General features: G+C 77.6%; 24 protein-coding genes and 1 riboswitch. Of the genes, 10 read left to right on the forward strand and 14 right to left on the reverse strand.

The window, feature by feature from the left end; all coding sequences use genetic code 11:
• Window positions 1-2 precede the first annotated feature (2 nt).
• On the reverse strand, window positions 3-449 hold the full coding sequence (locus BLT39_RS18145; RefSeq protein WP_091066976.1) for a winged helix-turn-helix transcriptional regulator: 447 nt from the start codon (window positions 447-449) through the stop codon (window positions 3-5).
• Window positions 450-534: 85 nt separating this feature from the next.
• On the opposite strand from BLT39_RS18145, the gene BLT39_RS18150 reads away from it, so the two are divergent.
• Both BLT39_RS18150 and BLT39_RS18155 read left to right on the forward strand, forming a co-directional pair.
• Window positions 535-1,947 carry an MFS transporter gene (locus BLT39_RS18150; RefSeq protein WP_165640315.1) on the forward strand — a complete coding sequence of 471 codons (1,413 nt, stop codon included), beginning with the start codon at window positions 535-537 and terminating at the stop codon, window positions 1,945-1,947.
• A 9-nt stretch (window positions 1,948-1,956) separates the two neighbouring features.
• Window positions 1,957-2,163, forward strand: coding sequence for a hypothetical protein (locus BLT39_RS18155; protein WP_091066982.1), 207 nt, complete (start codon window positions 1,957-1,959; stop codon window positions 2,161-2,163).
• Here BLT39_RS18155 and BLT39_RS18160 read toward each other — a convergent pair.
• Together BLT39_RS18160 and BLT39_RS18165 are read right to left on the reverse strand one after the other, a co-directional pair.
• Window positions 2,160-3,308 (reverse strand): M23 family metallopeptidase, encoded by a 1,149-nt coding sequence (locus BLT39_RS18160; RefSeq protein ID WP_091066985.1) that lies wholly within the window; start codon window positions 3,306-3,308, stop codon window positions 2,160-2,162. The two genes, BLT39_RS18155 and BLT39_RS18160, sit on opposite strands and share 4 nt — an antisense overlap.
• A 70-nt stretch (window positions 3,309-3,378) precedes the next feature.
• Window positions 3,379-3,858, reverse strand: coding sequence for an ATP-binding protein (locus BLT39_RS18165; RefSeq protein ID WP_242658532.1), 480 nt, complete (start codon window positions 3,856-3,858; stop codon window positions 3,379-3,381).
• 101 nt (window positions 3,859-3,959) lie between these two features.
• Here BLT39_RS18165 and BLT39_RS18170 point away from each other — a divergent pair, with 101 nt between their 5' ends.
• Window positions 3,960-5,606 carry a GTPase family protein gene (locus BLT39_RS18170; protein ID WP_091066988.1) on the forward strand — a complete coding sequence of 549 codons (1,647 nt, stop codon included), beginning with the start codon at window positions 3,960-3,962 and terminating at the stop codon, window positions 5,604-5,606.
• Window positions 5,599-7,173 carry a GTPase gene (locus BLT39_RS18175; RefSeq protein ID WP_091066990.1) on the forward strand — a complete coding sequence of 525 codons (1,575 nt, stop codon included), beginning with the start codon at window positions 5,599-5,601 and terminating at the stop codon, window positions 7,171-7,173. The genes BLT39_RS18170 and BLT39_RS18175 overlap by 8 nt, the downstream gene beginning before the upstream one ends.
• Window positions 7,174-7,194: 21 nt before the next feature.
• Here the strand turns inward: BLT39_RS18175 and BLT39_RS18180 are convergent, their stop codons facing one another.
• Both BLT39_RS18180 and BLT39_RS18185 read right to left on the reverse strand, forming a co-directional pair.
• On the reverse strand, window positions 7,195-7,968 hold the full coding sequence (locus BLT39_RS18180) for an isocitrate lyase/PEP mutase family protein (RefSeq protein WP_091066993.1): 774 nt from the start codon (window positions 7,966-7,968) through the stop codon (window positions 7,195-7,197).
• 8 nt (window positions 7,969-7,976) lie between these two features.
• Window positions 7,977-8,381: an STAS domain-containing protein gene (locus BLT39_RS18185; RefSeq protein WP_091066996.1), complete on the reverse strand. Its 405-nt coding sequence runs from the start codon at window positions 8,379-8,381 to the stop codon at window positions 7,977-7,979.
• Window positions 8,382-8,444: 63 nt separating this feature from the next.
• Between BLT39_RS18185 and BLT39_RS18190 the strand changes: the two genes are divergently transcribed.
• Window positions 8,445-9,392 (forward strand): hypothetical protein, encoded by a 948-nt coding sequence (locus tag BLT39_RS18190; protein WP_091066999.1) that lies wholly within the window; start codon window positions 8,445-8,447, stop codon window positions 9,390-9,392.
• 25 nt (window positions 9,393-9,417) lie between these two features.
• Here the strand turns inward: BLT39_RS18190 and arr are convergent, their stop codons facing one another.
• Window positions 9,418-9,840: an NAD(+)--rifampin ADP-ribosyltransferase gene (arr, locus tag BLT39_RS18195; protein ID WP_091067002.1), complete on the reverse strand. Its 423-nt coding sequence runs from the start codon at window positions 9,838-9,840 to the stop codon at window positions 9,418-9,420.
• 23 nt (window positions 9,841-9,863) lie between these two features.
• Window positions 9,864-10,805: a nucleoside hydrolase gene (locus BLT39_RS18200; RefSeq protein WP_091067005.1), complete on the reverse strand. Its 942-nt coding sequence runs from the start codon at window positions 10,803-10,805 to the stop codon at window positions 9,864-9,866.
• Window positions 10,806-10,837: 32 nt separating this feature from the next.
• Here BLT39_RS18200 and BLT39_RS18205 point away from each other — a divergent pair, with 32 nt between their 5' ends.
• Both BLT39_RS18205 and BLT39_RS18210 read left to right on the forward strand, forming a co-directional pair.
• On the forward strand, window positions 10,838-11,173 hold the full coding sequence (locus BLT39_RS18205) for an ArsR/SmtB family transcription factor (protein ID WP_207508119.1): 336 nt from the start codon (window positions 10,838-10,840) through the stop codon (window positions 11,171-11,173).
• 944 nt (window positions 11,174-12,117) lie between these two features.
• A complete protein-coding gene (locus tag BLT39_RS18210; RefSeq protein WP_091067012.1) occupies window positions 12,118-13,950 on the forward strand; it encodes a gamma-glutamyltransferase family protein in 1,833 nt (610 codons plus the stop codon).
• Between the two features lie 7 nt (window positions 13,951-13,957).
• Here the strand turns inward: BLT39_RS18210 and BLT39_RS18215 are convergent, their stop codons facing one another.
• The 3 genes from BLT39_RS18215 to BLT39_RS18225 form a co-directional block, all read right to left on the reverse strand.
• The gene (locus BLT39_RS18215; protein ID WP_242658533.1) at window positions 13,958-14,386 is read right to left on the reverse strand and encodes a rhodanese-like domain-containing protein; all 429 of its coding nucleotides are present in this window, start codon (window positions 14,384-14,386) and stop codon (window positions 13,958-13,960) included.
• Window positions 14,365-14,808 carry an ATP-binding protein gene (locus BLT39_RS18220; RefSeq protein WP_091067015.1) on the reverse strand — a complete coding sequence of 148 codons (444 nt, stop codon included), beginning with the start codon at window positions 14,806-14,808 and terminating at the stop codon, window positions 14,365-14,367. The genes BLT39_RS18215 and BLT39_RS18220 overlap by 22 nt, the downstream gene beginning before the upstream one ends.
• Before the next feature lie 101 nt (window positions 14,809-14,909).
• A complete protein-coding gene (locus BLT39_RS18225) occupies window positions 14,910-15,464 on the reverse strand; it encodes a DUF1697 domain-containing protein (RefSeq protein ID WP_165640316.1) in 555 nt (184 codons plus the stop codon).
• 115 nt (window positions 15,465-15,579) lie between these two features.
• On the opposite strand from BLT39_RS18225, the gene BLT39_RS18230 reads away from it, so the two are divergent.
• The 3 genes from BLT39_RS18230 to BLT39_RS22575 are packed head-to-tail and all read left to right on the forward strand — an operon-like array spanning window position 15,580 to window position 19,224.
• A complete protein-coding gene (locus tag BLT39_RS18230; RefSeq protein WP_091067019.1) occupies window positions 15,580-16,962 on the forward strand; it encodes a uracil-xanthine permease family protein in 1,383 nt (460 codons plus the stop codon).
• 40 nt (window positions 16,963-17,002) lie between these two features.
• Window positions 17,003-17,689, forward strand: coding sequence for an ABC transporter ATP-binding protein (locus BLT39_RS18235; RefSeq protein ID WP_091067428.1), 687 nt, complete (start codon window positions 17,003-17,005; stop codon window positions 17,687-17,689).
• Window positions 17,686-19,224, forward strand: a complete 1,539-nt coding sequence (locus BLT39_RS22575) for a DUF6297 family protein (protein ID WP_091067023.1) — start codon at window positions 17,686-17,688, stop codon at window positions 19,222-19,224. The genes BLT39_RS18235 and BLT39_RS22575 overlap by 4 nt, the downstream gene beginning before the upstream one ends.
• Here BLT39_RS22575 and BLT39_RS18245 read toward each other — a convergent pair.
• From BLT39_RS18245 to BLT39_RS18260, 4 genes are all read right to left on the reverse strand, one after another.
• Window positions 19,221-19,982, reverse strand: a complete 762-nt coding sequence (locus BLT39_RS18245) for an energy-coupling factor transporter transmembrane component T family protein (protein ID WP_207508120.1) — start codon at window positions 19,980-19,982, stop codon at window positions 19,221-19,223. The genes BLT39_RS22575 and BLT39_RS18245 overlap by 4 nt on opposite strands.
• Entirely contained in the window at window positions 19,979-21,379 is a 1,401-nt protein-coding gene (locus BLT39_RS23395) for an ABC transporter ATP-binding protein (protein WP_278247010.1), read from the reverse strand. The genes BLT39_RS18245 and BLT39_RS23395 overlap by 4 nt, the downstream gene beginning before the upstream one ends.
• 13 nt (window positions 21,380-21,392) lie before the next feature.
• Complete coding sequence (locus BLT39_RS18255; protein WP_091067439.1) at window positions 21,393-21,974, reverse strand: ECF transporter S component; 582 nt, start codon at window positions 21,972-21,974, stop codon at window positions 21,393-21,395.
• Window positions 21,972-22,074: riboswitch (TPP riboswitch) on the reverse strand. (Overlaps the previous gene by 3 nt.)
• Window positions 22,075-22,092: 18 nt before the next feature.
• Entirely contained in the window at window positions 22,093-24,300 is a 2,208-nt protein-coding gene (locus BLT39_RS18260) for a putative bifunctional diguanylate cyclase/phosphodiesterase (RefSeq protein ID WP_091067027.1), read from the reverse strand.
• Window positions 24,301-24,374: the final 74 nt, after the last annotated feature.

The raw sequence follows: 24,374 nt of genomic DNA on the forward strand, positions 1-24,374 counted from the left end.
CCTCAGCGCAGGTGGGTGACCACGGACTCGCCGGGCGGCACGGGGTGGCCGTGCGTGCACCGCACCTCGGCGACGACCTCCGCGCCGCACCCGGCGTGCGCCACGGCGATCGGGGGGCCGCCGGGGACGCCGGCGTGCGCGTCGCCCCACTGCCGCAGCGCGGTGATCACCGGGAGGAAGTCCAGCCCCGCTGGGGTCAGCCGGTACTCCTGCCGCACCCGCTGGCCCGGCTCGCGGTAGTCGGCGCGCGCGAGCAGCCCGGCGTCGACCAGCTCGGCCAGCCGCCGGGCGGTCATCGGCTCGCTGAGCCCGGTGCGGACGGCGAAGTCGGCGAACCGCCGGGTGCCCAGCGCCGCCTCGCGCAGCAGCAGCAGGGACGACCGGGACCCCACCAGGTCCAGGGTCGCCGCGATCGTGCAGTGCTCCCGGACCCCGGTCGGCGCGTCCATCCCCACCTCGCTTGTGCGCAGTTGAGCCAGGTGTCATGGTGTGCTGGCTCATCCCCACTGTAGCCAGCCCGGCGGAGGTCGTCCCGTGCCCGAGCAGACCGACGTCGACCGCACCCGCCGGCGGACCCTGGCCACCGCGGCCGGGTCCACCCTCCTCGTGCTCGCCGTCTTCGTCACCCCGCTCGGCACCGGCGTGCGGACGGCGACCGACTTCGGGGCCGGTCCCGGTGCGCAGGCCTGGCTGCTGTCCTCGATAAGCGTGGGGCTGGCCGCCGCGCTGCTCACCGCCGGGGTGCTCGCCGACGACGTGGGACGGCGCCGCGTGCTGGTCGCCGGGCTGGCCCTCGTCGCCGCCGGCGCCGCAGTGGCCGGCCTGGCGGGCGGCACCGTGCCCTTCGTGGTGGGCCGGCTGGTGCAGGGCGTGGGCGGCGCCGCGGTCCTGGCGGGTGCGCTCGGCGTCATCGGCCAGGTGTTCCCGCCGGGCCCGGACCGGGCGCGGGCGGCGGCGGTGTGGGGGGCCAGCGTCGGCGCGGGCACCGGGTTCGGCGGCGTCGCGACCGTGCTGCTCGACCACGGCACGCAGTGGCGGGTGACCTACCTGGTGACCGCGGTCGTCGGCACCGGCGTCGCCCTTGTCGCCCACCGCACCCTGCCCGGTGCCGTCCCCGCGCCCCGGCGCCGGCCCGACGTCGCCGGCGCGGTGCTGCTCGCCGCGGGCCTGTCCGCACTGCTCGCCGGCCTGGTGCAGTCGCGCAGCGCGTCCGGCCCGGCCGGCGTCGTCCTGCTGGTCGGGGGTGCCCTGCTGCTGGTCGCGTTCGCGGTCACCGAGCGGCGCAGCCCGGCGCCGATGATCGACCTGGCGCTGTTCGCCGCACCCGGCTTCCGGGCCGCGACCCTCGGCGCGCTGCTCACCGGCGGCGCGATGGTGGGGCTGGCGTCCTACCTGCCCTCGATGGTGCAGCGCGGCCTGGGCGCCTCGCTGCTGGCCGCCACGCTGCTGGTGCTGTTCTGGTCGGCGGTCAGCACGGCCACCTCGGTCGCGCTCCGCTGGCTGCCCGGTGTCGACGGCCGGCTGCTGCTGGCCGGCGCGCTGGTCGTGGCCGGGCTGGGCATGGCCGCCCTGGCCGCGGTCGGCACGGGGAGCTCCCCGGCGGTGCTGCTGCCCGGCCTGCTGGTCTACGGCATCGGCTACGGCGCAGCGAACGCGGCGCTGGGCCGGGAGGCGGTGGCCCACGTGCCGGCCGAGCGGGCGGGGATGGGCAGCGGGGCCAACAACACCGCCCGCTACGTCGGCGCGGCGCTCGGGACGACGGCCGTGGTCCTCGTCGCCTCCGCGGCCGGTCCCGCCGGGACGGCTGCCGGCCAGCTCGCCGGCTGGGACCACGCCGCGCTGGGCGCCGCGGCGGTCGCCGTCCTCGGCGGGCTGGGGATCGCGCTGACCGGCCGCCGGGCCCGCCGAGCGGCGCCGACGCTGGTCAGCGGGCCGCGCGGCGGCTAGCTTCCCGCCATGACGACCTTCTGGATCGTGGTGGGCGTGCTGGTGGTGGCCGGGCTGGCCGCCATGCTGGTGCACGACCGGCGGGCGACGATGCGGGGTGCCCGGCTGAACCCGGACATCGGCTCCGACGTCGGCCGGGGGCACGCGGACCCGGACGCCTACCGCGGGTCGCAGGGCAGCACGCCCAACGGGTGGGGGATGGGCAGCGGGAACTAGCCGCAGGAGCCCACCGAGATGCCGTGCGAGGTCAGCCACGGCACCGGGTTGCGGCGGTCGGCGTACAGCCCGCCGTAGTGGGTCTCCACGTGCACGTGCGGGCCGGTGGACTGGCCGCGGTTGCCCACGGTCGCGATCTGCTGCCCGGCCGACACGACCTGGCCCGGTCGCACGGTGAAGCTGTCGACGTGCCCGTAGAGGGTGACCACGCCGTCGGGGTGCTGCACGTAGACCGCCTGGCCGAACCCGCTCGCGGGGCCGGCGTCCAGGACCACGCCGCCCTCGGGGGCGTAGATCGGCGTGCCGATGGGCGCGGCGACGTCGATGCCGAAGTGCGTCGTCCCCCAGCGCGAGCCGTAGCAGGAGGTGACCCGGCCGTCGACGAGCGAGCCGTCGCCGGTGCTGCTCACGCTGGCGGCGGCGACCGACGCCTGCGCCGCGGCGGCCGCGGCCGCCGCCGCGTCCTCCACCCCCTGCGCCTCCAGCAGCGCGGTCTGCGCGGCCAGCAGCTCGGCGTCGAGATCGGCCTTCTGCGCGGTGACCGCGTCGAAGGACTCCTGGGCGGCGGCCAGCTGCTGCTGGGCCGCGGCGTCGGACTCCGCGGCGGCCTGCGCGGCGGCGTCCAGCCGGCCGACGGCCTCCTGCGCTGCCGCGTCCGCGGCCTGCTCCTGGTCCCGCTGCGCCTCGACGGCGTCCAGCCGGCCGGTGCGGTCCAGCCCGAGCTGCTCCATGGTGGCCGCGCGCTGCAGCACGTCCTCGGGGCTCTCGGCGTCCAGCAGCACCTGCGCGGTGCCGAAGGTCTGCTGGCCCATGAACGCCTCGCGGCCCAGCGTGGCCACGTCGTCCTCGGCCACCTCGGTGGCGGCCTGTGCCTCGGCGAGCGCGGCCGCGGTGGCGGCCTGCGCCTCCTGCGCCGTCGTGAGCTCCTCCTGCGCGACGCGGTCGGCGTCGGCGGCGGCCTCGGCCAGCACCGTCGAGCGGGCCAGCTCCTCCTCCGCGGCGGCGACCAGGGCGGCGACCCGGTCCACCTCGGCCTGCGCGGCGGCGACCGCGGCGGTGTCGGCGGGGGCGGCGGCGGCCGGCGGGGCCGCCGTGCCGAGAGCCAGGAGTGCCCCGAGCGCGAGGACGGCGAGCCGGGGACGCATCGGTCCGACGCTAACCGACGGTCACCGCCGATGTCACGGGTGGGTAACGGACCGATCCGTCACGCGGCCCTCAGGCGAGGCTGCCCCGGGGGGCCGGGGTGGCCCCGGGGACGGCGACGCCCGAGGTCAGGCGCGCCCACACGTGCTTGCGGCCGCCGTCGGCGGACCAGCCGTGGTCGACCGAGAGCTGCGCCACCATCGGCAGCCCCATGCCGCCCAGCGCCGGGTCGCGGTCGACCGCGGGCACCGGTGGCCGGTCGACCGCCTCGTCCGACAGCGCCAGCACCCAGCCCTCGGCGGTGGCCACGATGACGGCCTCGACGGCGCCGCCGCCGTGCCGCAGCGCGTTGGAGGCCAGCTCCTCGAAGGCCAGCAGGAGCCCCTCGCGGGCGTCCTCGGTCGACGACGAGGTCAGCGACGGGTGCGCCAGGCGGGCGCGCAGGTCCATCCGCACGCGGGACGCGTCGTGCACGCTGGGGAGCTGCCAGCGCCACACGTCACCCGGGACGTCCGGGACCGGGGACTGCGGCCAGGCGGCTTCGGCGGGCACCCGCGCCCTCCCCTTCTCGGACGGTGTCGGTCAGGAACTGCGCCCATCCTCACCGACACCGCCGGGACGCGCAGCCGGAAGGCCCGGGGGAGACTTCCCGGGTGACGAGCGCCGGCCCGCTGCCCGACGACCTGGTGCGGCTGCGCAACCAGCTCGCCGCCGTCCCGTTCGCCCTCGACACCCCGGGCCGGGACGCCGCGGTCCGGGCGGTCCGCTCCGTGGTCGACCAGGTCGACGACCACCTGCTGCCGCGGCTGCGCGACGTCGACGCGCCGCTGCTCGTGGTGGTCGGCGGGTCGACGGGCGCGGGGAAGTCCACGCTGGTCAACAGCCTGCTGCAGGCCGAGGTGACCCGGGCCGGGGTGCTCCGGCCGACCACCCGCACCCCGGTGCTCGTCTGCGCCCCCGCCGACCGGGGTGCCTTCGCCGACGACCGGGTGCTGCCGGTCCAGGTCGAGGTGCACCCGGCGGTCCCCGAGGGCCTGGCGCTGGTCGACGCGCCGGACGTCGACAGCGTGGTGGAGGCCAACCGCGACCTCGCCGGCCAGCTGCTGTCGGCCGCGGACCTCTGGGTCTTCGTCACCACCGCGGCCCGCTACGCCGACGCCGTCCCGTGGGACCTGCTCCGCACCGCCGCCGAGCGCGGCACCGCGCTGGCCGTCGTCCTGGACCGGGTGCCGCCGGAGGCCACCCGCGAGGTCGCCACCGACCTGGCCGGGATGCTCGAGCGGGCCGGGCTCGCCCAGGCCCGGCTGTGGGTGGTCGAGGAGCGGCCGCTGGTCGGGGGGTTCCTGCCCGAGGACCAGGTGGCCCCGCTGCGCGGATGGCTGCGCGGGCTCGCCGCCGACGCGGAGGCCCGGGCCGAGGTGGTGCGGCAGACCCTGGTCGGGGCGCTGGCCAGCCTGGACGACCGGGTGGCCGGCATCGCCCGGGCCGTCGACGAGCAGGCCGCCGCGGCCGCGGCGCTGCGCACCGCCGCCGACGCCGCCTACGGCCGGGCCGCGACCGCCGTCGACGAGGGCGTGCGCAACGGCACCCTGCTGCGCGGTGAGGTGCTCGCCCGCTGGCAGGAGTTCGTCGGCACCGGGGAGTGGATGCGGTCGCTGCAGGCCGGCATCGGTCGGCTGCGGGACCGGGTCACCGCCGCGGTCACCGGCCGCCCCACGCCCGCCCAGGACCTGACCGGCGCGCTGGAGAGCGGGGTGGAGCGGCTGCTGTGCTCGGCCGCCGAGACCGCCGCCGAGGACACCGTCACCACCTGGCGCGGCCTGCCCGGGGGCGCCGCGGTGGTCGCCGGCCGCGAGCGGGAGCTGTCCACGGTGGGCCCGCAGTTCACCGAGGCCGCCGGGCGCACGGTGCGTGACTGGCAGGGCGCGGTGCTGGAGCTGGTCCGCGGCGAGGGCGCGGGCAAGCGGTCGCGGGCCCGGCTGCTGTCCTGGGGCGTGAACGGCGCCGGCGCCGTCGTCATGGTCGCGGTGTTCGCGCAGACCGCGGGCCTGTCCGGCGCCGAGGTCGCGGTCGCCGGCGGCACGACGGTGGTGGGCCAGCGGGTGCTGGAGGCGGTGTTCGGCGACTCCGCGGTGCGCCAGCTGGCCGAGCGGGCCCGCGGCGACCTCGACGAGCGGACCGGGGCGTTGCTCCACGTGGAACACCGGCGCTTCACCGAGCTGCTCGACGGTGCGGCCGGCCCCGACGACGCCGCCGGGCTGCGGGAGAGCGCCCGCACCGTGGCGCGGGCCCGTGGCTGAGCGCGGGCTCACCGCCCGCCTCGGCGGGCTGCGCGAGGCGGTCGAGGCCGCCGAGGGCCGCCTCGAGGTGCCCGAGGTGGGCCGGGCGCGCGCCCTGCTGGCCAAGGCCGGTGCCCGGCAGGCGCTGGGCGAGGCCACCGTCGTCGCGCTGGCCGGGGCCACCGGCAGCGGCAAGTCCACCCTGTTCAACGCGCTGTCCGGAGCCCAGGTCAGCACCCCCGGCGTGCGCCGGCCGACCACCGGCACCGCGCACGCCACCGTCTGGGGCGAGCCGCAGGACGCGCTGCTGGACTGGCTGCAGGTGCCCCGCCGGCACCTGCACGCCCCCACCGGCACACCGCAGGACGCGGCGCTGGACGGCCTGGTGCTGCTGGACCTGCCCGACCACGACAGCGTCCGGCTGGAGAACCGGCTGGAGGTCGACCGGCTGGTCGAGCTGGTCGACGTCCTGGTCTGGGTGCTCGACCCCGAGAAGTACGCCGACGCCGCGGTGCACGACCGCTACCTGGAGCCCCTGGCCGGGCACGCCGGCGCGCTGCTCGTGGTGCTCAACCAGGCCGACCGGCTGCCAGAGGCCGACCTCGCCACGATCCGGGCCGACCTGCGGCGGCTGCTGGACGCCGAGGGCCTGGCCGACGCCGCGCTGCTGCCGATCAGCGCCCGCACCGGTGCCGGGCTGCCCGAGCTGACCGGCCTGCTCGCCGACCGGGTGGCCGCCCGCCGCGCGGCCACCGAACGGCTGACCGCCGACGTCCGGGCCGCCGCCCGCGACCTGCAGCAGCACTGCGGCACCTCCTCGTCGGGGGCGCGCAGGGCCGACCGGGCCGCGCTGACCCGGGCGCTGTCCGACGCCGCCGGCGTGCCCGCGGTGACGTCGGCGGTCGAGCGCTCGACCCTCAAGGCCGGCACCGCGGCGACCGGCTGGCCGGTGGTGCGCTGGCTGGGCAAGCTGCGCCCGGACCCGCTGCGCCGGCTGCACCTGCAGGCGGGCGCGCGCAGCTCGCTGCCCGAGGTCGGGGCGGTGGAGCAGGCCGGGATGGCGACCGCCGTCCGCCGGGCCCGCGACGCCGCGGGGGAGGGCCTGCCGCTGGTGTGGGCCGACGACCTGCGCCGGCGGACGGAGGTGAGCACCGAGCGGCTGGCCGACCGGCTCGACCAGGCCGTCGCCGGCACCGACCTGGGGTCCGACCGCACGCCGCTGTGGCAGCGCGGGGTCGGTGGGCTGCAGTGGCTGGTCACCGCGGCGGCCCTGGTCGGGGCGCTCTGGCTGCTCGTGCTGGTGGTGCTGGGCTGGCTGCAGGTCGCCGACCTGGTGCCGCTGCCGCGGGTCGAGGGCATCCCGGTGCCGACGCTGCTGCTGGTCGGCGGCCTGCTCGCCGGGTTGCTGCTCGCCGTCCTGGCGCGCCCGTTCGTGGCCTTCCGGGCGCGCAGACGGGCGCGGCGGGTGCGCCGGCGGCTGGACGACGCGGTCGCCGCGGTCGGCCAGGCGGAGGTGCTCGACCCGCTGGCCGCCACCACGGCCGACCACGACCGATTCTGCGCCGCCCTGGCCCGCGCCGCCGGCTGAGCGGCGGCGCGGACCGGGCCGTCAGTTCAGCGGGCGGACGCCGTCGGGCAGGTTGCCGCCGCGGATGGCCGCGGTGGCGAAGTCGGCGAACGCGGTCAGCGCCAGGCGCTGGGTCCACGGGCCGAAGGACACCCGGGCGACGCCGAGCTGCTCGAGCCGCGACTGCGGCAGCGAGCCGGGGACGTTGATGACCGACACCCGGCGCTCGCCGATGCCGTCCACCAGCTGCACCACGGTCGGCTCGTCGAGCAGGCCGGGCACGAACACGCAGGTTGCGCCGGCCTCCAGGAAGGCCCGGCCGCGCTCGACGGCGTCGGCGACCACGTCGGCGCGGGGGCGGTCGCCGGCCTTGACGAAGGCGTCGGTGCGCGCGTTCAGCACGAACGGGACGCCCTCGGCCTCACCGGCGGCCACGACGGCCTCGACCGCGGCGACGGCGTCGGCCAGCGGCTTCATCTGGTCCTCGAGGTTCGCGCCGACGACGCCCACCCCGATCGCCTTGCGGACGGTCTCGCCGGGGTCGCCGTAGCCGGCCTCGAGGTCGGCGGAGACGGGGAGGTCGGTGGCGGCGGCGATGCGGCCGATGGCCTCGACCATCGTGTCCACGGGGATGACCTCGCCGTCGGCGTAGCCGTAGGAGGCGGCGATGGAGTGGCTGGCCGTGGCCAGCGCCTTCGTGCCGGGGAGGTCGGCGACGACGGTCGCGCTGATGACGTCCCAGACGTTGACGACGGTCAGCAGCTCGGGGGCGGTGTGCAGCCGGGCCAGCGCCTCGGCCTTCTCGCGGTTGCTCATGGGGAGAGTCAAGCGGACGGCGGCACGGCGGGCCCGGTGGGATCGGTGGGCGGCACCGACTCCGGCGGCATCCCGGACACGTCCAGCCGCAGCAGCAGCCCGGTCATCTCCAGCGGGCCGGTCACGATCCTCGAGGTGGCGACCACCCGCACGCCCTTGCCCGCGGACTCGGGGTGCTCGCTGACCCACACCAGCGCAGTGACCCCGGCGGAGCCGAAGAAGGTCACCCCGGACAGGTCAACTACCAGCCGGTCGGGGGCGGCCCGCAGCGCCCCCAGCAGGGACGCCTGGAGCTCGGGACCGTGCGCGGAGTCGAGGGTGCCGGTCACCCGGGCCACCAGCTCGCCGTCGTGCGGCCCGTCGGTGACGAGGGTGAAGCCGGGCTCGTCCGCGAGCCCGTGGACCGTCTCCATGCCCTGAGCATGGGCCGGGGCGGCGCCGGGCAAACCTGGTGGCCTGCCCACCAAGATGTCGGCGTGGACTTCGACGAGGTGGCCGACGAGCTGTACGCGCAGCTGCCCGCCGACTTCATCGGCGCCCGCACCGACGCCGTGGCCGAGGCCAAGCGCACCGACAAGGGCCTCGCCCGCCGCATCGGCGAGCTCGGCAAGCCGACCCTGGCCGCCTGGACGGTGAACCTGCTGGTGCGCGAGTCCGGCGACCAGGTGTCCGAGCTGGTCGAGCTGGGCGACCTGCTGCGGCGCGCCCAGGACGACCTGGACCCCGAGCAGCTGCGGGCCCTGGACAAGCAGCGCCGGCAGGTGGTCCGCGCGCTGGCCCGGGAGGCCGCCAAGCACGCCCGCCGCGCCGGCCACCCGGTCAGCGACGCCGTCGTCGTCCAGGTCGAGGAGACCCTCAAGGCCGCCGTCGCCGACCCGGACGCCGCGGAGCAGGTGCTCGCCGGGCGGCTCACCGGGGCGCTCGCCTACAACGGTCTGGGGACGCCGGAGCCCACCGCGCCGACCACCCGCCGCCCGCCCCGCCGTCCGGCCTCCTCCGTGCCCGCCGAGCCGCCCCCGCCGCCGCTGGACCTGGACGCGGCGCGCACCGCCAAGGCCGAGCGGGCCGCCCGCCGGGAGGCGGAGGAGAAGCTGCGCGACGCCCGGGCCACCCTGCGCACCGCCCGGGCCGCGGTGGACGACGCCGCCGCCGAGGCCGAGCAGGCGACCGCGGCGGCGAAGGAGGCCGCGCAGGCCGCCGGCGCCGCGCGCGGGGAGCGGGACGACGCCCGGGCCCGGGTCGCCGAGCTGGAGGCGGCCCTGGAGCAGGCCCGGCAGCGGGCCGCGCAGGCCGAGGAGGAGGCCGGCGCCGCCGAGGCGGAGGCCGACCGGGCCGAGGCCGACCGCGCCGCCGCGGAGGAGGACCTGCAGCGCGCCGAGGCCGACCGCGACCGCGCCCAGCAGGTGGTCGACGAGCTGTCCTGAACCGCGCCCGTCGACGCGGACGCGCTCAGTTGATGATCTCGGCCCGTTCCACGTGGAGCAGGGAGGTCAGCCGGTCCCGCCACCCCTGCAGCGCCTCCGGGGTCAGGCGGGTCCAGTCCTCGACCTCCCGCACCACGCGCAGCGGCGCGGTGCTGCGGTAGGAGCGGGTGGGGTTGCCCGGGAACTTCTTGTCCGTGACGTTCGGGTCGTCCTCGAAGGGGCCGGTGGGCTCCACCTCGTAGACGTGCGGGTCGCCCGCCCCCGACCGCAGCTCGACGGCGATCTCGGCGGCCAGCCCCGCGCCGTCGACCAGCGCGGTGAAGTAGACGTGGTTCATGGTCATCTCGGGCCGGTAGTTCGACGGCCGCCCGGCGACGAGCAGCTCGCCCGGTCGCAGCGCGGCCGCCGTCCCGTGGAAGAACGGCCCGGTCTCGTCGGCGGCACCCACCGGTCCATGGTGCCCCCCGGGTGTCAGGAGCGGTAGGAGCACATCCGGCTGACCAGGAACTCGACGGCGGCCCCGCTGTCCACGGTCTCGGCGACCTCGACCCCGCGGTCGGCCACCGTGCGGCGGTCCACCAGGGTCTGGCCGCGGTCGGCACCGAGCGAGGTGCCGACGACGACGTCGCGCCGCACCGTGCCCAGCGTCCCCGGCACGATCGCCTCGGTCAGGGCCAGCGCGTCGTGCACGCAGACGCCGTCGATGCCGTAGCGGTCGCGGGCGGCGTCGACGTACTGCCGCAGGAACCCCGCGGCGGCCGCGCCCACCGGCCCGGCGTGGCGGAAGCGGGCGATGCCGGCCTCGGTGAGCACGGTCGGCAGGGTGACGTCCAGGCCGACCATGGTCACCGGCAGGTCCGAGCCCAGCACGGCCGCGGCGGCCTCCGGGTCGGCCCAGGCGTTGAACTCCGCGGCCGCGGTGACGTTGCCGCCGCGGGTGGCCGACCCACCCATCCACACCACCCGGCCGATGCGGGCGGCGGCCTCGGGGAAGACGTGCAGCAGCAGCGCGACGTTGGTCAGCGGGCCGATCGGGGCGACGGTGACCGTGCCGGGGTCGTGCGCCACGAGCAGCTCGGCGAGGGCGACCACGGCCGGGCGGGGGTCGACCGGGACGGGGGAGGGCGGCAGCTCCACCCCGCCCAGGCCGGCGGTGCCGTGCACGTGCCCGGCCCGCTCGGGGAGGAGGTGCACCAGCGGGCCGGCGGCGCCGGCGGCGACCGGGACGTCGGAGCGGCCGGCCAGGTGCAGCACCCGCAGCGCGTTCTCGGTGACCTGGGCCAGCTCCACGTTGCCGTGCACGGTGGTGACCAGCCGCAGGTCGACCTCCGGGCTGGCCAGCGCCAGCAGGATGGCCAGCGCGTCGTCGATGCCGGGGTCGGTGTCGATCACCAGCGGGATGCGTTCGGTCACCTCCGAGAGCCTGCCCCACTAGCATGCGACCCGTGCACCAGGGCATCGACGACTTCGCCATGCCCGACCCCGCGCAGGTGCGCGCCGCCACCGACCTGCTGCGGATGCTGAGCGACCCCACCCGGTTCTCGGTGCTGTGGGCCCTGGCGCAGGGCGAGAGCAACGTCGCGTGCCTGGCCGAGCTGGCCGGCACCTCGCCCACCGCGGTCAGCCAGCACCTGTCCAAGCTGCGGCTGGCCGGGCTGGTGCAGGGCCGCCGCGAGGGCACCTTCGTCTACTACACCGTGGCCGAGGGCCCGCTGGGCACGCTGCTGGTCCAGGCGCTGCGCGCGGTCGGGGCCGACCCCGCCGCCGTGCGGCAGCACTGACCCCGCCCGTCACACCCGACACGCCCGCCCCAGGCGTCGCGCCGCGAGGTCATCGACCCCGCGTCGGAGCGCGACCTGCGGAAACGCGGTGCACAGTCGACTTGTGACCCGCTCCGGGGCACGGTCACCGGCCGGCGACGCGCCGTGCACAACGGTTCGGTCACGCGCGCCGCGGAGCGTGTGCGCGCGGCGTCGTCCCGGCTGTCACAGCAGCCACTCTTCTCCCTGACCGCAGTCCCTTCCCCGGCTGCGGCCCACGCTTCGCAAGGAGAGGAGAGACCCATGCCCGAGTCGCTGCAGTACCCGGTCATCCGGCCCAGCAGCGCTGCTCGGCTGCGGGTCGCCGGTGACGCCCGGCGCGATGCGGCACCCCCGCTGTCCGCCCTGACCTCGGCCCAGCGGGTCGAGCTGGCGCGGCAGGCCGTCGCGGCCCACCGGCCCGGCGGGCACCCGCCGGTGCGGCAGGCGTTCCCGGTCGCCCGGCTGGTCGCCGCGCCGCCGCCGCGGCCCCGTCCGCGCCGGTCGGCGGTCCCCGTGCTCACCCTGGTCCGGCTGGTCGCCTGGATCCGGGCCGCCTACCGCCGCCTCGGCTCGTGGGGCGCCGGCCCGGACGGCGCCCACCTGGCGTGGGGCCGGCCCGTGGTCGCGCCCCGTCCGGTCGCGCCGGCCGTGCGGCACCGCGCCCCGGACGACGACGACCCGGTGCCCATGCGGGAGCTGCCCAGCACCCCGCGCGTCCCCGCGGCGCCCCCGGAGGCGCTGCGCACCCGTCCCCGCCCGGCGGCCACCCCGCCGCGGCGGGTGGCGCCCCCCGCGCCGGTCCCGTCGGGTCGTCCTGTCCAGCGGACGGCGCGGCGTGCGGTGGTCCGCGGGGTGGCCTGGACCTCGTCCCGGTCCTCGCCGGGCACGCTGCGACCCAGCGGCGGGGTCCGTAGGTTGGAGCGGTGTTCACGACCCGTCCCGAGCTCGCCGGGACCTTCGGCATGGTCGCCTCGACGCACTGGCTCGCCAGCTCGGCCGGGATGGCGACCCTCGAGGCCGGCGGCAACGCCTTCGACGCCGCCGTCGCCGCAGGGTTCGTGCTCCACGTCGTCGAGCCGCACCTCAACGGCCCGGGTGGCGAGGTCCCGGTCGTCTTCGCCCGCGGCGGGTCCGGTGGGCTCGCGGGCCGGGCCGCCGTGCTCTCGGGCCAGGGGGTCGCCCCGGCCACAGCCACCATCGAAGCGTTCGAGGCACTCGGTCTCGAGCTGGTCCCCGGTACGGGCCTGCTCGCGGCCACCGTCCCCGGTGCCGTCGGTGCCTGGCTGACCCTCCTCCGCGACCACGGCAGCCTGCCGCTGGACGCCGTCCTCCGCTACGCGATCGAGTACGCCGAGTCCGGCCACCCGCTCTCCCCACGGGTGGCAGCGACCGTCGCCTCGGTCTCCGAGCACTTCTCCACCCACTGGCCGACCTCGGCCGCCACCTGGCTCGCCGCCGACGGAGCTCCTCCGGAAGCCGGTCGCCTGTTCCGCAACCCCGCCCTCGCCTCCACCTACCGCCGGCTGCTCGACGCAGCGCGCGGACCCTCCCGGGAGGCGGGCATCGATGCGGCGCTCGCGGCCTGGTACTCCGGATTCGTCGCCGATGCGATCGACGTGTTCTCCCGGCGCCCCGTGCGCGACGACTCCGGTCGCGACCACGCGGGCTTCCTCACCGGGCACGACCTGGCCAGCTGGCAGCCGACGTACGAGCCCCCGGTCACGACCGACTGGCGAGGGTGGGACGTCTCGAAGGCCGGGCCGTGGTCCCAGGGACCGGCACTGCTCCAGGCGCTGGCGATGCTGGACGGGGTCCCCGCGCTGGCACCGGGTTCCGGAGCCGGGCAGCAGACACCCTCCGCCGAGGTCGTCCACGCCACCGTCGAGGCGGTCAAGCTGGCCATGGGCGACCGCGAGGCCTGGTACGGGGACGTGCCCGACGTCCCGATCCCGCAGTTGCTCGACCCGCAGTACACCGCCGGGAGGCGGGCGCTCGTCGGTGACACCGCAAGCCTGACCTTGCGGCCCGGTGCACCCGACGGGCGCCCGCCCCGGCTCCCCCGGCACGTGACGGACCCGTCCGGGAGCTTCGCCACCGGCGCCGGCGTCGGGGAGCCCACCGTGGCCCGCACCGGCGAGCACATCACCGAGGCAGACGGCACCACCCGCGGCGACACCTGCCACGTCGACGTGGTCGACCGCTGGGGCAACATCGTGTCGGCGACCCCGTCCGGTGGCTGGCTGCAGAGCTCGCCGACCATCCCCGAGCTGGGCTTCTGCCTCGGCACCCGGGCGCAGATGTTCTGGCTGGACCGCGGGCTGCCCAACTCGCTGGCCCCCCGCAAGCGGCCGCGCACCACGCTCACCCCGACGCTGGCGCAGGACCGCTCCACCGGCCGCTGGCTGGCCTTCGGCACGCCGGGCGGGGACCAGCAGGAGCAGTGGCAGCTGTGCTTCTGGCTGGCGCACACCGTCCGCGGCCTGGACCTGCAGGCCGCCATCGACGCCCCGGCCTGGCACACCACGTCCTTCCCGTCGTCGTTCTACCCGCGCGAGACGGTGGCCGGGGAGGTCGTCGTGGAGTCCCGGCTGGGCGAGGAGGTCATCGCCGACCTGCGCCGCCGCGGGCACACCGTCGTGGTCGCCGACCCCTGGTCCCTGGGCCGGCTGTCGGCGGTGTCGGCCGACCCCTCGACCGGCCTGCTCACCGCCGCGGCCAACCCGCGCGGCATGCAGGGCTACGCCGTCGGCCGCTGACCGCGGGTCAGCGGCGGACGTCGGCGGGGCCGGTGCCGACCGGGAAGCCGGCGTCGCGCCACGCAGCGAACCCACCGGTCAGGTCGGTGGCCCGGTGCAGCCCGACGGCGCGCAGGCTCGCCGCGGCCAGCGACGAGCTGTAGCCCTCGTGGCAGACCACGACCACCTCGACGTCCCACCCGGTGGCCTCGGGGATGCGGCTGCCGCTGGTGGGGTCCAGCCGCCACTCCAGCACGGTGCGGTCGATGACCAGCGCGCCCGGGAGCTCGCCCTGCTCGGCGCGCTGGGTCTCGGTGCGGGTGTCCACGACCAGGGCCCCGCGTGCCAGCGCGGCCGCCGTACCCGCCGGGTCCAGCCGCACGACACCGGCGCGGGACCGGGCCAGCACAGCGTCGACGCCGGGCCGGTCGGGGTTCAGCGGGGCAGCAGCGCCCACACGCTCTTGGTGCCGCCGACGGTGTGCCAGCCGTGCGCGGTCGACATCTCGGCGATCAGGTAGAGGCCGAGGCCGCCCTGGCTGGGGTCGCGGCCGATGGCCGGGGTGGGCGGGGCGACCGCGGCGGAGTCGCAGACCTCGACCAGCCAGGACGCGCCGTGCGGAGCGACCCGCGCGACCACGCCGGACCCGCCGTGCCGCAGCGCGTTGGAGGCCATCTCGTCGAAGGCCAGCACGACGCGGTCGACCAGCTCGGCCGCGTCGTCGGACCCCGAGCCGTCGAGGGCGGCGACGAGGTGGCGGCGCAGCTGGGCGCGGACCCGCGGCAGCTCGGAGACGTGCTCGAGCGGCCAGACCTCACCGGGCGGCGCGTCCGGCGGTGCCGCGGACGGCCACACCGGGCTCGCCGTGTCGCGGTCCAACCGGGGACTCCTCGTCGTCGTCGCGGGTCGCCGGGGCGGGCGAACCGGGGACAGTCGACCACGGACGCCCCCGTCCGGCACCCCGGGGGGTCACCCCGACCTCACCCCGCGGGCGCCGCGGCCAGGGCCGCCACCCGGGTCACGGTGGTCCAGTTGCGGCCGGTGCCGGTCGTGCCGAGCAACCGGTCCCACGCCCAGCCGCCGACCGGCGTCCCCAGCACCCCGTCGGGCAGCCACAGGTGCAGGTCGCGCCCGCGCAGCGCCCACGCCCCGTCGCCCGGGCCCGCGGCGGGCACCGCGGTGACCCGCCCCGGCGCGGGGACGGCGGGCAGGAAGGTGACCAGGTAGCGGGCCGGGTCCAGCTCGGTGCCCGCCGGCAGCGCCACCGGCCCGGCGGTGACGACGTCGGCCAGCTCGGCGGCGGACCGGACGACGACCGCGACGTCGTGGCCGAACTCCGCCGCGATGCAGGCGTGCACGTCGGCGGCCAGGTCGGCCTCGACGCGGTCGGTCTCCAGGACGACGTTGCCGCTGCTCAGGTGGGTGGTCACCGCCCCGTAGCCGCGCGCGGCGAGCACCTCGCGGAGCGGACCCATCGCGATCCGCTTCGCCTTCCCCACGTTGATCCCGCGCAGCAGGACGACCGACCGGGCCACGACCGGCACCGTAGGGCCCACGACGTCGCGACACGAGTCTGTGACCCCGCTGTGACGCGGACCCGCCAGTCTCGTCCCGAGCAGGGACGACGGGTCCCGGGGGAGGGGTGCAGCGATGGCGACGACGAGGCCCGCGAAGGTGCGGCGCGACCCGGCCGACCCCGACGGCATGCCGCTGTGGGGCACCGCGGTCCCGCTGGGCCTGCAGCACGTGCTGGCCATGTTCACCTCGAACCTGACCCCGGCGATCCTGCTGGCCGGGGTGATCGGCGCGACCACCGGCGAGGCCGTGCTGCTGGTGCAGGCCGCGCTGCTGTGCGCCGGCCTGGCCACGTTGCTGCAGACCATCGGCATCGGCCCGGTGGGCAGCCGGCTGCCGCTCATGATGGGCTCGGGCTTCGCCTTCATCGCGGTCGCCGTCCCGCTGGCCGCCGAGCGCGGGCTGGACGCCGTGCTGGGTGGGGTGCTGGTCACCGCGCTGGTGCAGGTCGCCATCGGCCTGGGCATCCACCGGATCGCCTTCCTGTTCCCGCCCGTGGTGACCGGCACGATCATCCTGGTCATCGGCCTGGGCCTGCTGCCCAGCGGGATCAACCTCGCCGCCGGCGGCGTGGGCAGCCCCGACTTCGGCTCCTGGGCCAACCTCGGCGTCGCCGCGCTCGTGCTCGTGCTGACCGTGGTGCTCAACCAGTACGCCCGCGGCCTGGCCCGGGCGGCGTCGGTGCTCATCGCGGTGCTGGTGGGCTACCTGGTCGCCGTCCCGCTCGGCCTGCTCGACCTGTCCTCGGTCGGCGAGCGGCCGGTGGTGGCCTTCCCGGCGCCCTTCGCCTTCGGCGTCTCCTTCGAGCTGGTCGCGATCCTGTCGATGGCGGTCGTCGGCGTGGTCAACATGGTCGACTCGGTGGGCACCGTGCACGCGGTGACCGAGGGCGGCGCGGGGCGGCCGGCCACCCGCCGGGAGCTGCGCGGCGGGATCCTGGCCGAGGGCGGCTCCGCGGTGCTCGGCGGGGTGTTCGGCGCGCTGCCCACGACGATGTTCAGCCAGAACATCGGCCTGGTCGCGCTCACCAAGCAGATGAGCCGGCACGTGGTGACCATCGGCGCCTGCGTGCTGGTCGGGCTCTCGCTGCTGCCGCAGCTGGCCGCGGTGCTGGCCGCCGTCCCGCCCGCGGTGCTCGGCGGCGGCGTGCTGGTGCTGTTCGGGATGGTCTGCGCGATCGGCATCGAGCTGCTGAGCAAGGACGGCCTGACCCCCCGGTCGCTGCTCGTCGTGGCGCTGTCGGTCGGTCTGGGCCGCGGCATCGCGTCGGCGCCCGACGCGATCGCCGGCGTGGTCGGCGAGTGGGGTGCGCTGTTCAGCTCCGGCATCGTCGTCTCGGCGCTGGTGGCGATCGTGCTCAACCTGGTCCTGCCCGGCCGCGCGGTGCCCGCGCCGGAGCCGCCGTCGCCGGCCGAGCCGTTCGTCGAGGCCGCCCGCGAGGAGCGCGCCGCGGACTGAGGCGGGGCCGCACAGGGAGGGGTCCTAGGGTGCGGCGGTGATGGCGAAGCCGGGGCTGCTCGAGGTGCGCGACCTCTCCGTCGGCTACGGCGGGGAGCCGGTCTGCGCGCCGGTCAGCGTCGGCGTCGCCCCTGGTACGGCCCTGGGCGTGATCGGCCCGAACGGGGCCGGCAAGTCCACCGTGCTGCAGACCGTCGTCGGCCTGCTGCCGCCGATCGCGGGCACCGTGCAGTTCGACGGCCGGCCCGTCGACGAGCGCGAGGCCGCCTTCCGCCGGGACGTCGCCACCGTGCTGGACGACGACGCCTTCTTCCCCTCCCTCACCGGCACCGAGCACCTGCTGCTCACCGCCCGCGGCCACGGGGTGGCCGACGCCGACGAGGTGGTGGACGCCGAGGTCGCGGAGTTCGGCCTGGCCGAGCGGGCGCACGCGCTGCCCTCGGCGCTGTCGTCGGGCCAGCGCCGCCGGCTGGCGCTGGCCGCGGCGTTCGTCCGGCCGGCCCGGCTGCTGGTGCTCGACGAGCCCGAGCGCCGGCTGGACGCCCAGATGCGCCGCCGGCTGGCCGCCCGGGTCGCCGCCGAGGTGGCCGGCGGGCTGACCGTGGTCTTCGCCAGCCACGACCCGGAGTTCCTGTCCACCGTCGCCCGCCGGGTGCTCGTGGTCGACGACGACGCGTGCACCGTGGTGTCCCCGAAGGACGCCGTCGCCGCCCTGCACGCGGGGTGAGCACCGCGGCCTCGGTGACCGCCGAGCTCACCGGCACCGGCGTCCGGCGGTTCACCCGCCGGGCGACCGCCCGCCGTGCGGACACCAGCTGGCTGACCCTCGGCGGGGACCTGCTGTCCGCGCTCACCACCGCCGGCGTGGTCGTCGCGGTGCTCGGCGGCGCCTTCTCCGCGCTGCGCGAGCGGATCGCGGCCCGCCCGCCGGCGCCGGCGACCGACCTGCCCGGCGAGCTCACCGCCCTGGTGGCCGCCCTCGTCGTCGCCGCCGCGGTCGTCGCGCTGCTCTCCCGGCTCGGCCCGCTCAGCGCCACCCCGGCGGCCGCCGCGTGGTGGCTGCCGCTGCCCGCCGACCGCCGCGGCCTGCTGCGCGGGGACCTGCGGCGGGTCGGCGCCGTCGCCGTGGTGGCCGCGGTCGTGGTCGCGCTGCCCGTGGTGCTGGCCGCACCGGCCGCGCCGACCCTGCTCGAGGTCGTGGTCACCGTGCTCGCCGCGGCGCTGCTCGCCCTGCTGGCGGTCGGGGTGCTGGTGCTGCTGCAGGCCCGCTCGCTCACCGGCTGGGTGGCACCGGCGGCCGGGTCGCTGGCCACCGTCGCCGTCGTCGTCCCCGCCGTGCTCGGCACCGTCGGCGCGGGCGGGTCCGGGTGGACCTGGGTGCCGGCCGCCCCGGACCTCCCGCTGCCGGTGCTCGCCGGCGTCCCGCTGCTGCTGGCCGCGGGGGCGCTGCTGGCCGCCGACCGGGTCAGCGGCCGGGTGCCGGCCGGGGCGCTGCGCGACCGGGGGACGGCGGTGCTCGTCGCCTCGGTCTCGGCGCTGTCGCTGGACACCCGCGAGCTCGGCCGGGCGCTGGGCACCCCGGTGCACCCGCCGCGGCGGGCCCGGCGCTGGGCCCGCGTGCACACGCCGTGGCAGGCGGTGGTGGCCGGCGACCTCGCGGTGACCACCCGGTCGCCGTGGCGGTGGGGCCAGCTAGCCATCGGCACCGCGCTGCCGGTGCTCGCCGCCCGCACCGACGGCCTGGGCGGGGTGCCCGCGCTGGTCGCGGTCGCCGTCGTCCTGGGCTGGTCGCTGGCCGCCGTCGCACTGGGCGAGCCCTCGCGGCAGGCGCACGGCGCACCCGCCGCCGACCGGTCGCTCCCGCTGGGCGCCCGCGACGTGGTCCGGGCCCGCGCGCTGGTGCCGCTGGCCGGGCTGGTGGTGGTCTGCGCGGTCTCCGCCGGGCTGGTCGGGCTGGGCTGGGAGTGGGCGGCCCTGGGTGCGGCCACCGCGCCGGCGTGGGCGGGGGCGGCGGTGCGCGGCGGCTACCGGCCCGAGCTGGACTGGTCGGGCCCGGTGCTGTCCTCCCCGGTGGGCGCGGTTCCGGTCACGGTGGTGTTCACCCTGCTGCGGGGTCCGGACCTGGGCATCCTCGGGTCGGTGCCGCTGGTCATCGGCCTGCTGCTCGGCGTGGTCCCGCCGCTGCTGCTGGGTGTCGCCCTGGGCTGGTCGGTGCTGCTCGGGCTGGTCGCGGTGGAGACCGCGCAGCGCCGGAGGTCCTAGCCGCCGACGAACAGCGGCGCCCAGGTGCCCGCCAGCACGCTGGTGGTCACCGCGACCGCGGCGACCAGCACGGCGCCGGCCACGAACAGGTGGTCGCGGGCGTGCAGCACCGAGCCGCGGGCGTTGGTCCGAGGGATGCCGGAGTCGAAGCCGCGGGCGTCCATCGCGGTGGCCAGCCGACCGGCCCGTCGGACCGCCCCGACCAGCAGGGTGAACGCGATGCCGGCGACCAGCCGCGCCCGGGCCACCGGGTTGCGCCCGGCCTCCACCCCGCGGGTGCGCCGGGCCAGCTGCACGGTCTCGAACTCGGCCACCAGCAGCGGCACCAGCCGCAGCGCGGCCAGCGACCCCACCGCCACCCGCGGCGGGAACCGCCAGTGCACGGTGAGCGCGTCGGCCAGCCGCACCGGGTCGGTGGAGGCGACCAGCAGCACGCCGGGCAGCGCCAGCCCGACGACCCGCAGCGCGATGCCCAGCGCGCCCAGCGCCCCGGCGTCCCCGAGGACGACGTTGACCACGGCCAGCGTCCCCGCGCCCAGCAGCAGGGGCCAGGTGCGCAGCAGCAGCGCCCGCGGGTCGGTCAGCCCGGCCGCGGGCAGCAGGCACAGCTCGGCGGCGACCACCACGGCCGGCGTGACGGCGTCGAGGGTGGCCAGCAGCGCCAGGCTGACCGCGACCGCGGCCAGGATCTGCGCGCACGGGTTGATCCGCGACAGCGGGACGTCGGGGGCGGGACCCAGCGACAGGGAGGCGGTCACGGCGCCACCTCGGCGTCGGCGAGGACGTCGACCAGGTCGCGGTCGTGGGTCACCGCGGCCACCGCGCAGCCGGCGGCCCGCTGCTCGGCCAGCAGGGTGACCAGCTCCCGCCAGGTGGCGGCGTCCTGGCCGAAGGTGGGCTCGTCGAGCACCAGCACGGCCGGCGCCGTGGCCAGGGCGGTGGCCACCGACAGCCGGCGCTGCTGCCCGCCGGAGAGGGTGAAGGGGTTGGCGTCGGCGAACGGGGCCAGGCCGAGGCGCTCCAGCAGCTCCTCGGCGCGGGCCCGGGCGGTGGCCGAGCCGCTGCCGCTGCGCAGCGGGCCGAGCTCAAGCTCGTCGCGCAGCCGGCCGGTGAGGAACTGGTGCTCGGGCTGCTGGAACACCGTGCCGATGCGGGTGACCAGGTCGCCGGCCCGCCAGCGGTGCGGACGGCGTTCCCCGTGGACGGCCAGCTCGGCCGACGCCAGCACGGACCCGGTCGTGGGTGCGCGCAGGCCGGCCAGCAGCAGCGCGAGCGTCGACTTCCCGGTCCCGTTGGGCCCGGTCACCGCGGTCACCGTCCCGGCGGCCAGCGCCAGCGAGGTGGGGTGCAGGGCCGGTGTCGTCGTCCCCCGGTAGGTGAACCCGGCCCGCTCCGCGCCCAGCCGGGTCGGCCCGGGGGTCGCAGCGGGCAGCACCAGGCTGGCCGCGCGGGGCTGCGGCGCCCAGCCGGGCGGGTGCTCGACCAGCCCGCCCTCGCGCACCTCGACCACCCGGTCCACCAGCGGCAGCCACGGGCCGGCGTCGTGGTCGACGACCAGCAGCGTGGTTCCACGTGCAACCACGGCGCGGGCCACCGCCTCGCGGACCACGGCGGCGCCGGCCGGGTCGAGCTGGGCGGTGGGCTCGTCGAGCAGCAGCAGCCCGGGTCGGCGGGCCAGCGCGCCGGCCAGCACCAGCCGCTGCTTCTCCCCGCCGGACAGCGCCTGGGTGGGCCGGTCGCGCCCGTACCGCCAGCCCACCGCGGCCAGCGCGTCGTCCACCCGCGGCCAGATGGCCTCGGGCGGCAACCCGGCGTTCTCCAGCCCGAAGGCGACGTCGTCCCCGGCGCGGGTCATCACCAGCTGGGCGTCGGGGTCCTGCATGAGCAGGCCCAGCCGGTCCCGGGCACCGGCGGGTGGCCGGCCGTCGACGGCCAGCTCGCCGGTGACCTCCGCGGCCTCGGCGTCCAGCAGCCCGGCGAGCGCGGCGAACAGGGTGGACTTGCCGGCCCCCGAGGCGCCGGTGACCAGCACCCGCTCGCCGGGGGCGACGTCCAGGTCGACGCCGGTCAGCGCCCAGGCCAGCCGGCCGGCGTGCCGCACCGCCAGCCCGCGGGCCCGGACGGCGGCCGGCCGGGCGGTGCCCCGCCCGGCCACCGCGACCGGTTGCTCAGACGCGGCTGCGCCCCGAGGCGAACGAGCTCAGCGCACCGGTGCGGGCCAGTGCCCGCACCAGCAGCAGGCCGAGCACCCCGGCGATGACCACGCTGCTGAGCACGGTCAGCACGGTGTAGGGCACCTTGACGCCCCAGAAGGACACCTCGGGGTAGTAGAGCGTGAGGTCCAGCAGCGAGGTGGACAGCCCGGCGGTGACCGCGGCCAGCACCGCGGTGCCCCAGCCGAAGCGCCGGTAGCGGGCCAGCGCGAAGCCCAGCTCGCCGCCCAGGCCCTGCACCAGGCCGTAGACCACGATGATGCCGCCGTAGGGCGAGGCCAGCAGGCTCACGGCGGCGGCCAGCGTCGAGGCGAAGGTGGCCGCGCCGGGCTTGCGCACCAGCAGCCCGGCGACCAGGGCCGGCACCAGGTAGACGCCGTTCATCACCCCGGACACCGGCGGGACCAGCGCGATCGCCGAGTTCACCAGGTTCCACAGGATGAAGACCACGCCGAAGGCGACGCCGAGGACGGCGGTGGTGACGATGTCCACGGTGCGCCACCGAGCGGTGGTGACGGGACGGTCCTGCACGGACATGTGCTGCTCCAGACTCCCTACGCCGGCATGACCCGGTTCAGGTTCGAGGGTCTGCGGTTGCCCGCACTCTCAGCGCCGAGGCGCTCCCCTGTCGGTGTGTTCGGTTGTGCGGACCACACTAGCCCGCGGTCAGCGCCCCCGGCGAGGCCGCCCGCGCGGCCACCCAGCCGGCCAGCTCGTCGGCGGGCAGCGGGCGGGCGTGCAGGTAGCCCTGGGACAGGTCGCAGCCCAGCCGCTCCAGCTCGTGCAGGGTCGGCTCGTCCTCCACGCCCTCGGCGACCACCCGCATCCCCAGCCGGTGCGCCAGGTCGATGGTCGAGCCGACGATGGCCGCCGTCCGGTGGTCGGTGCGCAGGTCGGCGGTGAACGAGCGGTCGAGCTTCAGCTCGCCCACCGGCAGCCGCCGGAGGTAGCCCAGCGACGACCAGCCGGTCCCGTAGTCGTCGATGCTGAGCCCGGCGCCGAGCCCGGCCAGCGCGGTGAGCACCCCGCGCACCTGGGGGGAGTCACCGGCGAACACGTTCTCGGTGACCTCCAGGACGAGGTCGGCGGGGTCGACCCGGTGGTGCAGGAGGCGGCCCAGCAGCCGCTCGGGCAGCGCCTCGTCGAGCAGGTTGCTCGCCGACAGGTTCACCGAGACCCGCAGCCGCACCCCGTCGGCCCGCCAGCGGGCCAGCTGCGCCAGCGCCAGCTCCAGGACCCGCTCGGTCAGGGGACCGATGAGGCCGTGCGCCTCGGCCAGCGGCACGAACGACGCCGGGCCCAGCAGCCCCCGCGCGGGGTGCTGCCAGCGCACCAGCGCCTCGACGCCGTGCAGCGCGCCGGTGCCGACGTCGACCTGGGGCTGCAGGTGCAGCACCAGCTCGTCGCGGACCAGGGCCAGCCGCAGCTCCTCGACCAGCCGCAGCTGGCCCGAGGTGTCGTCGTGCCGGGCGGGGTCGTGCAGCACCGGCCCGGTGCGCAGCCGCTTGCTCTCCCGCAGCGCCGTCGCCGCCCGCACGAACAGCTGCTCGCCGTCGTCGGCGGTGGTCGCCGCCAGGCCCATGCTGGCCGTGACGTGCAGCCGCAGGCCGCCGACGGTGAACGGCCCGGCCAGCGCGGCGGTCAACCGGGCACCGAGCTCGAGCGGGTCGGTCGGCGGCATCCCGGGGGGCGTCGCGGCGACCACGGCGAAGTCGTCGCCGCCGAGCCGGCCGAGCACGCACGTGGCCCGCAGCGCCCCCTGCAGCCGGCCGGCGACCTCGACGAGGAGCTGGTCCCCACCGCGGCTGCCGAGGCCGTCGTTGATGGTGCCGAAGTCGTCGACGTCCAGGACGGCCAGGCACACCTGCTCACCGGTGCCGGTGACCTGGGCGATCCGGTGCAGCAGGGCGCGCCGGTTCGCGGTGCCGGTGAGCTCGTCGGTGGTGGCCTGCTGGCGGACCTCGGCGAGCTGGGTCAGCCCGCGCAGGCCGTGCAGCAGCCGGACCCCGCACACCGCGGTGGTGAACCCGGCCAGCACGACGACGAGGGCGCTGACCCGGGTGGCGGCCACGGCGAGCACCGCCACCACGCCGAGCAGCATCGCCAGCGCCTCGCCGGCGGTGAGCGAACCGTCCCGTCGGCCGGGCGGGGCCGGGCGGGGCCGCCGGGCGGCGGCGCAGGCGAGCACCGCGGCGGCCAGCGCGAGGGGGAGGGGGGCCCAGTCGGCCCCGGAGATGCCCAGTGCCCGCGCCCAGACGGGGACGACGACGACCACCGTGGCCGCGGTCGTCAGCCAGCCGCGGGGGTCGCGCACCCCCGCCGACAGCGGGGTCAGGACGGCGGCCAGCAGCAGGACGGCGCTGGCCGACGCCGGCAGCTCGAGGACCAGCCGGGCGGTCTGCGGCCGGTCGGCGAGGGGCCCGCCGTGCGCCGTCCAGGCCTCCAGCGCGGCGAGCACCAGCGCCGCGGCGGCGACACCGGTCCAGGCCTCGTACCGGCGCTGCAGCAGGCGGGAGCCCCGGTTCCAGCGGACCAGCCCGCTGTACAGCACCGGGAACGCCGCCGTCGTCAGCACCGCCGGCACGACCGACCAGGGGCCGCCGAGGTCGAGGGAGAGCTGGACCAGCCGGTAGAGGGCGTTGCCGCCGAGCAGGGCGGCGCCCAGCGCCAGCCGGGTCCACGTGCCGCGCTCCGTCGGCGTGGTGCGGGCCCGCCGCAGGCACAGCAGCGCCGCGCCGGCGAACGCCGTCGTGGTGCCCACCCGGGCGGGCACCGGGTGGCCCAGCGCCACGAGGGCGACCGCGAGGGCGGCCGCGCCGAGGACGGCGGCCAGCAGCCGGACCGGGCTCGGGGGTGGGTTCACCCCCTCCCCTTCGACCGCCGGGGGGCCTTGCTGAACCCGAGGACTCCGGTGCCCACCCCGGACGGGCGACCGGC

Source organism: Klenkia brasiliensis, assembly GCF_900100695.1.
GTDB lineage: Bacteria > Actinomycetota > Actinomycetes > Mycobacteriales > Geodermatophilaceae > Klenkia > Klenkia brasiliensis.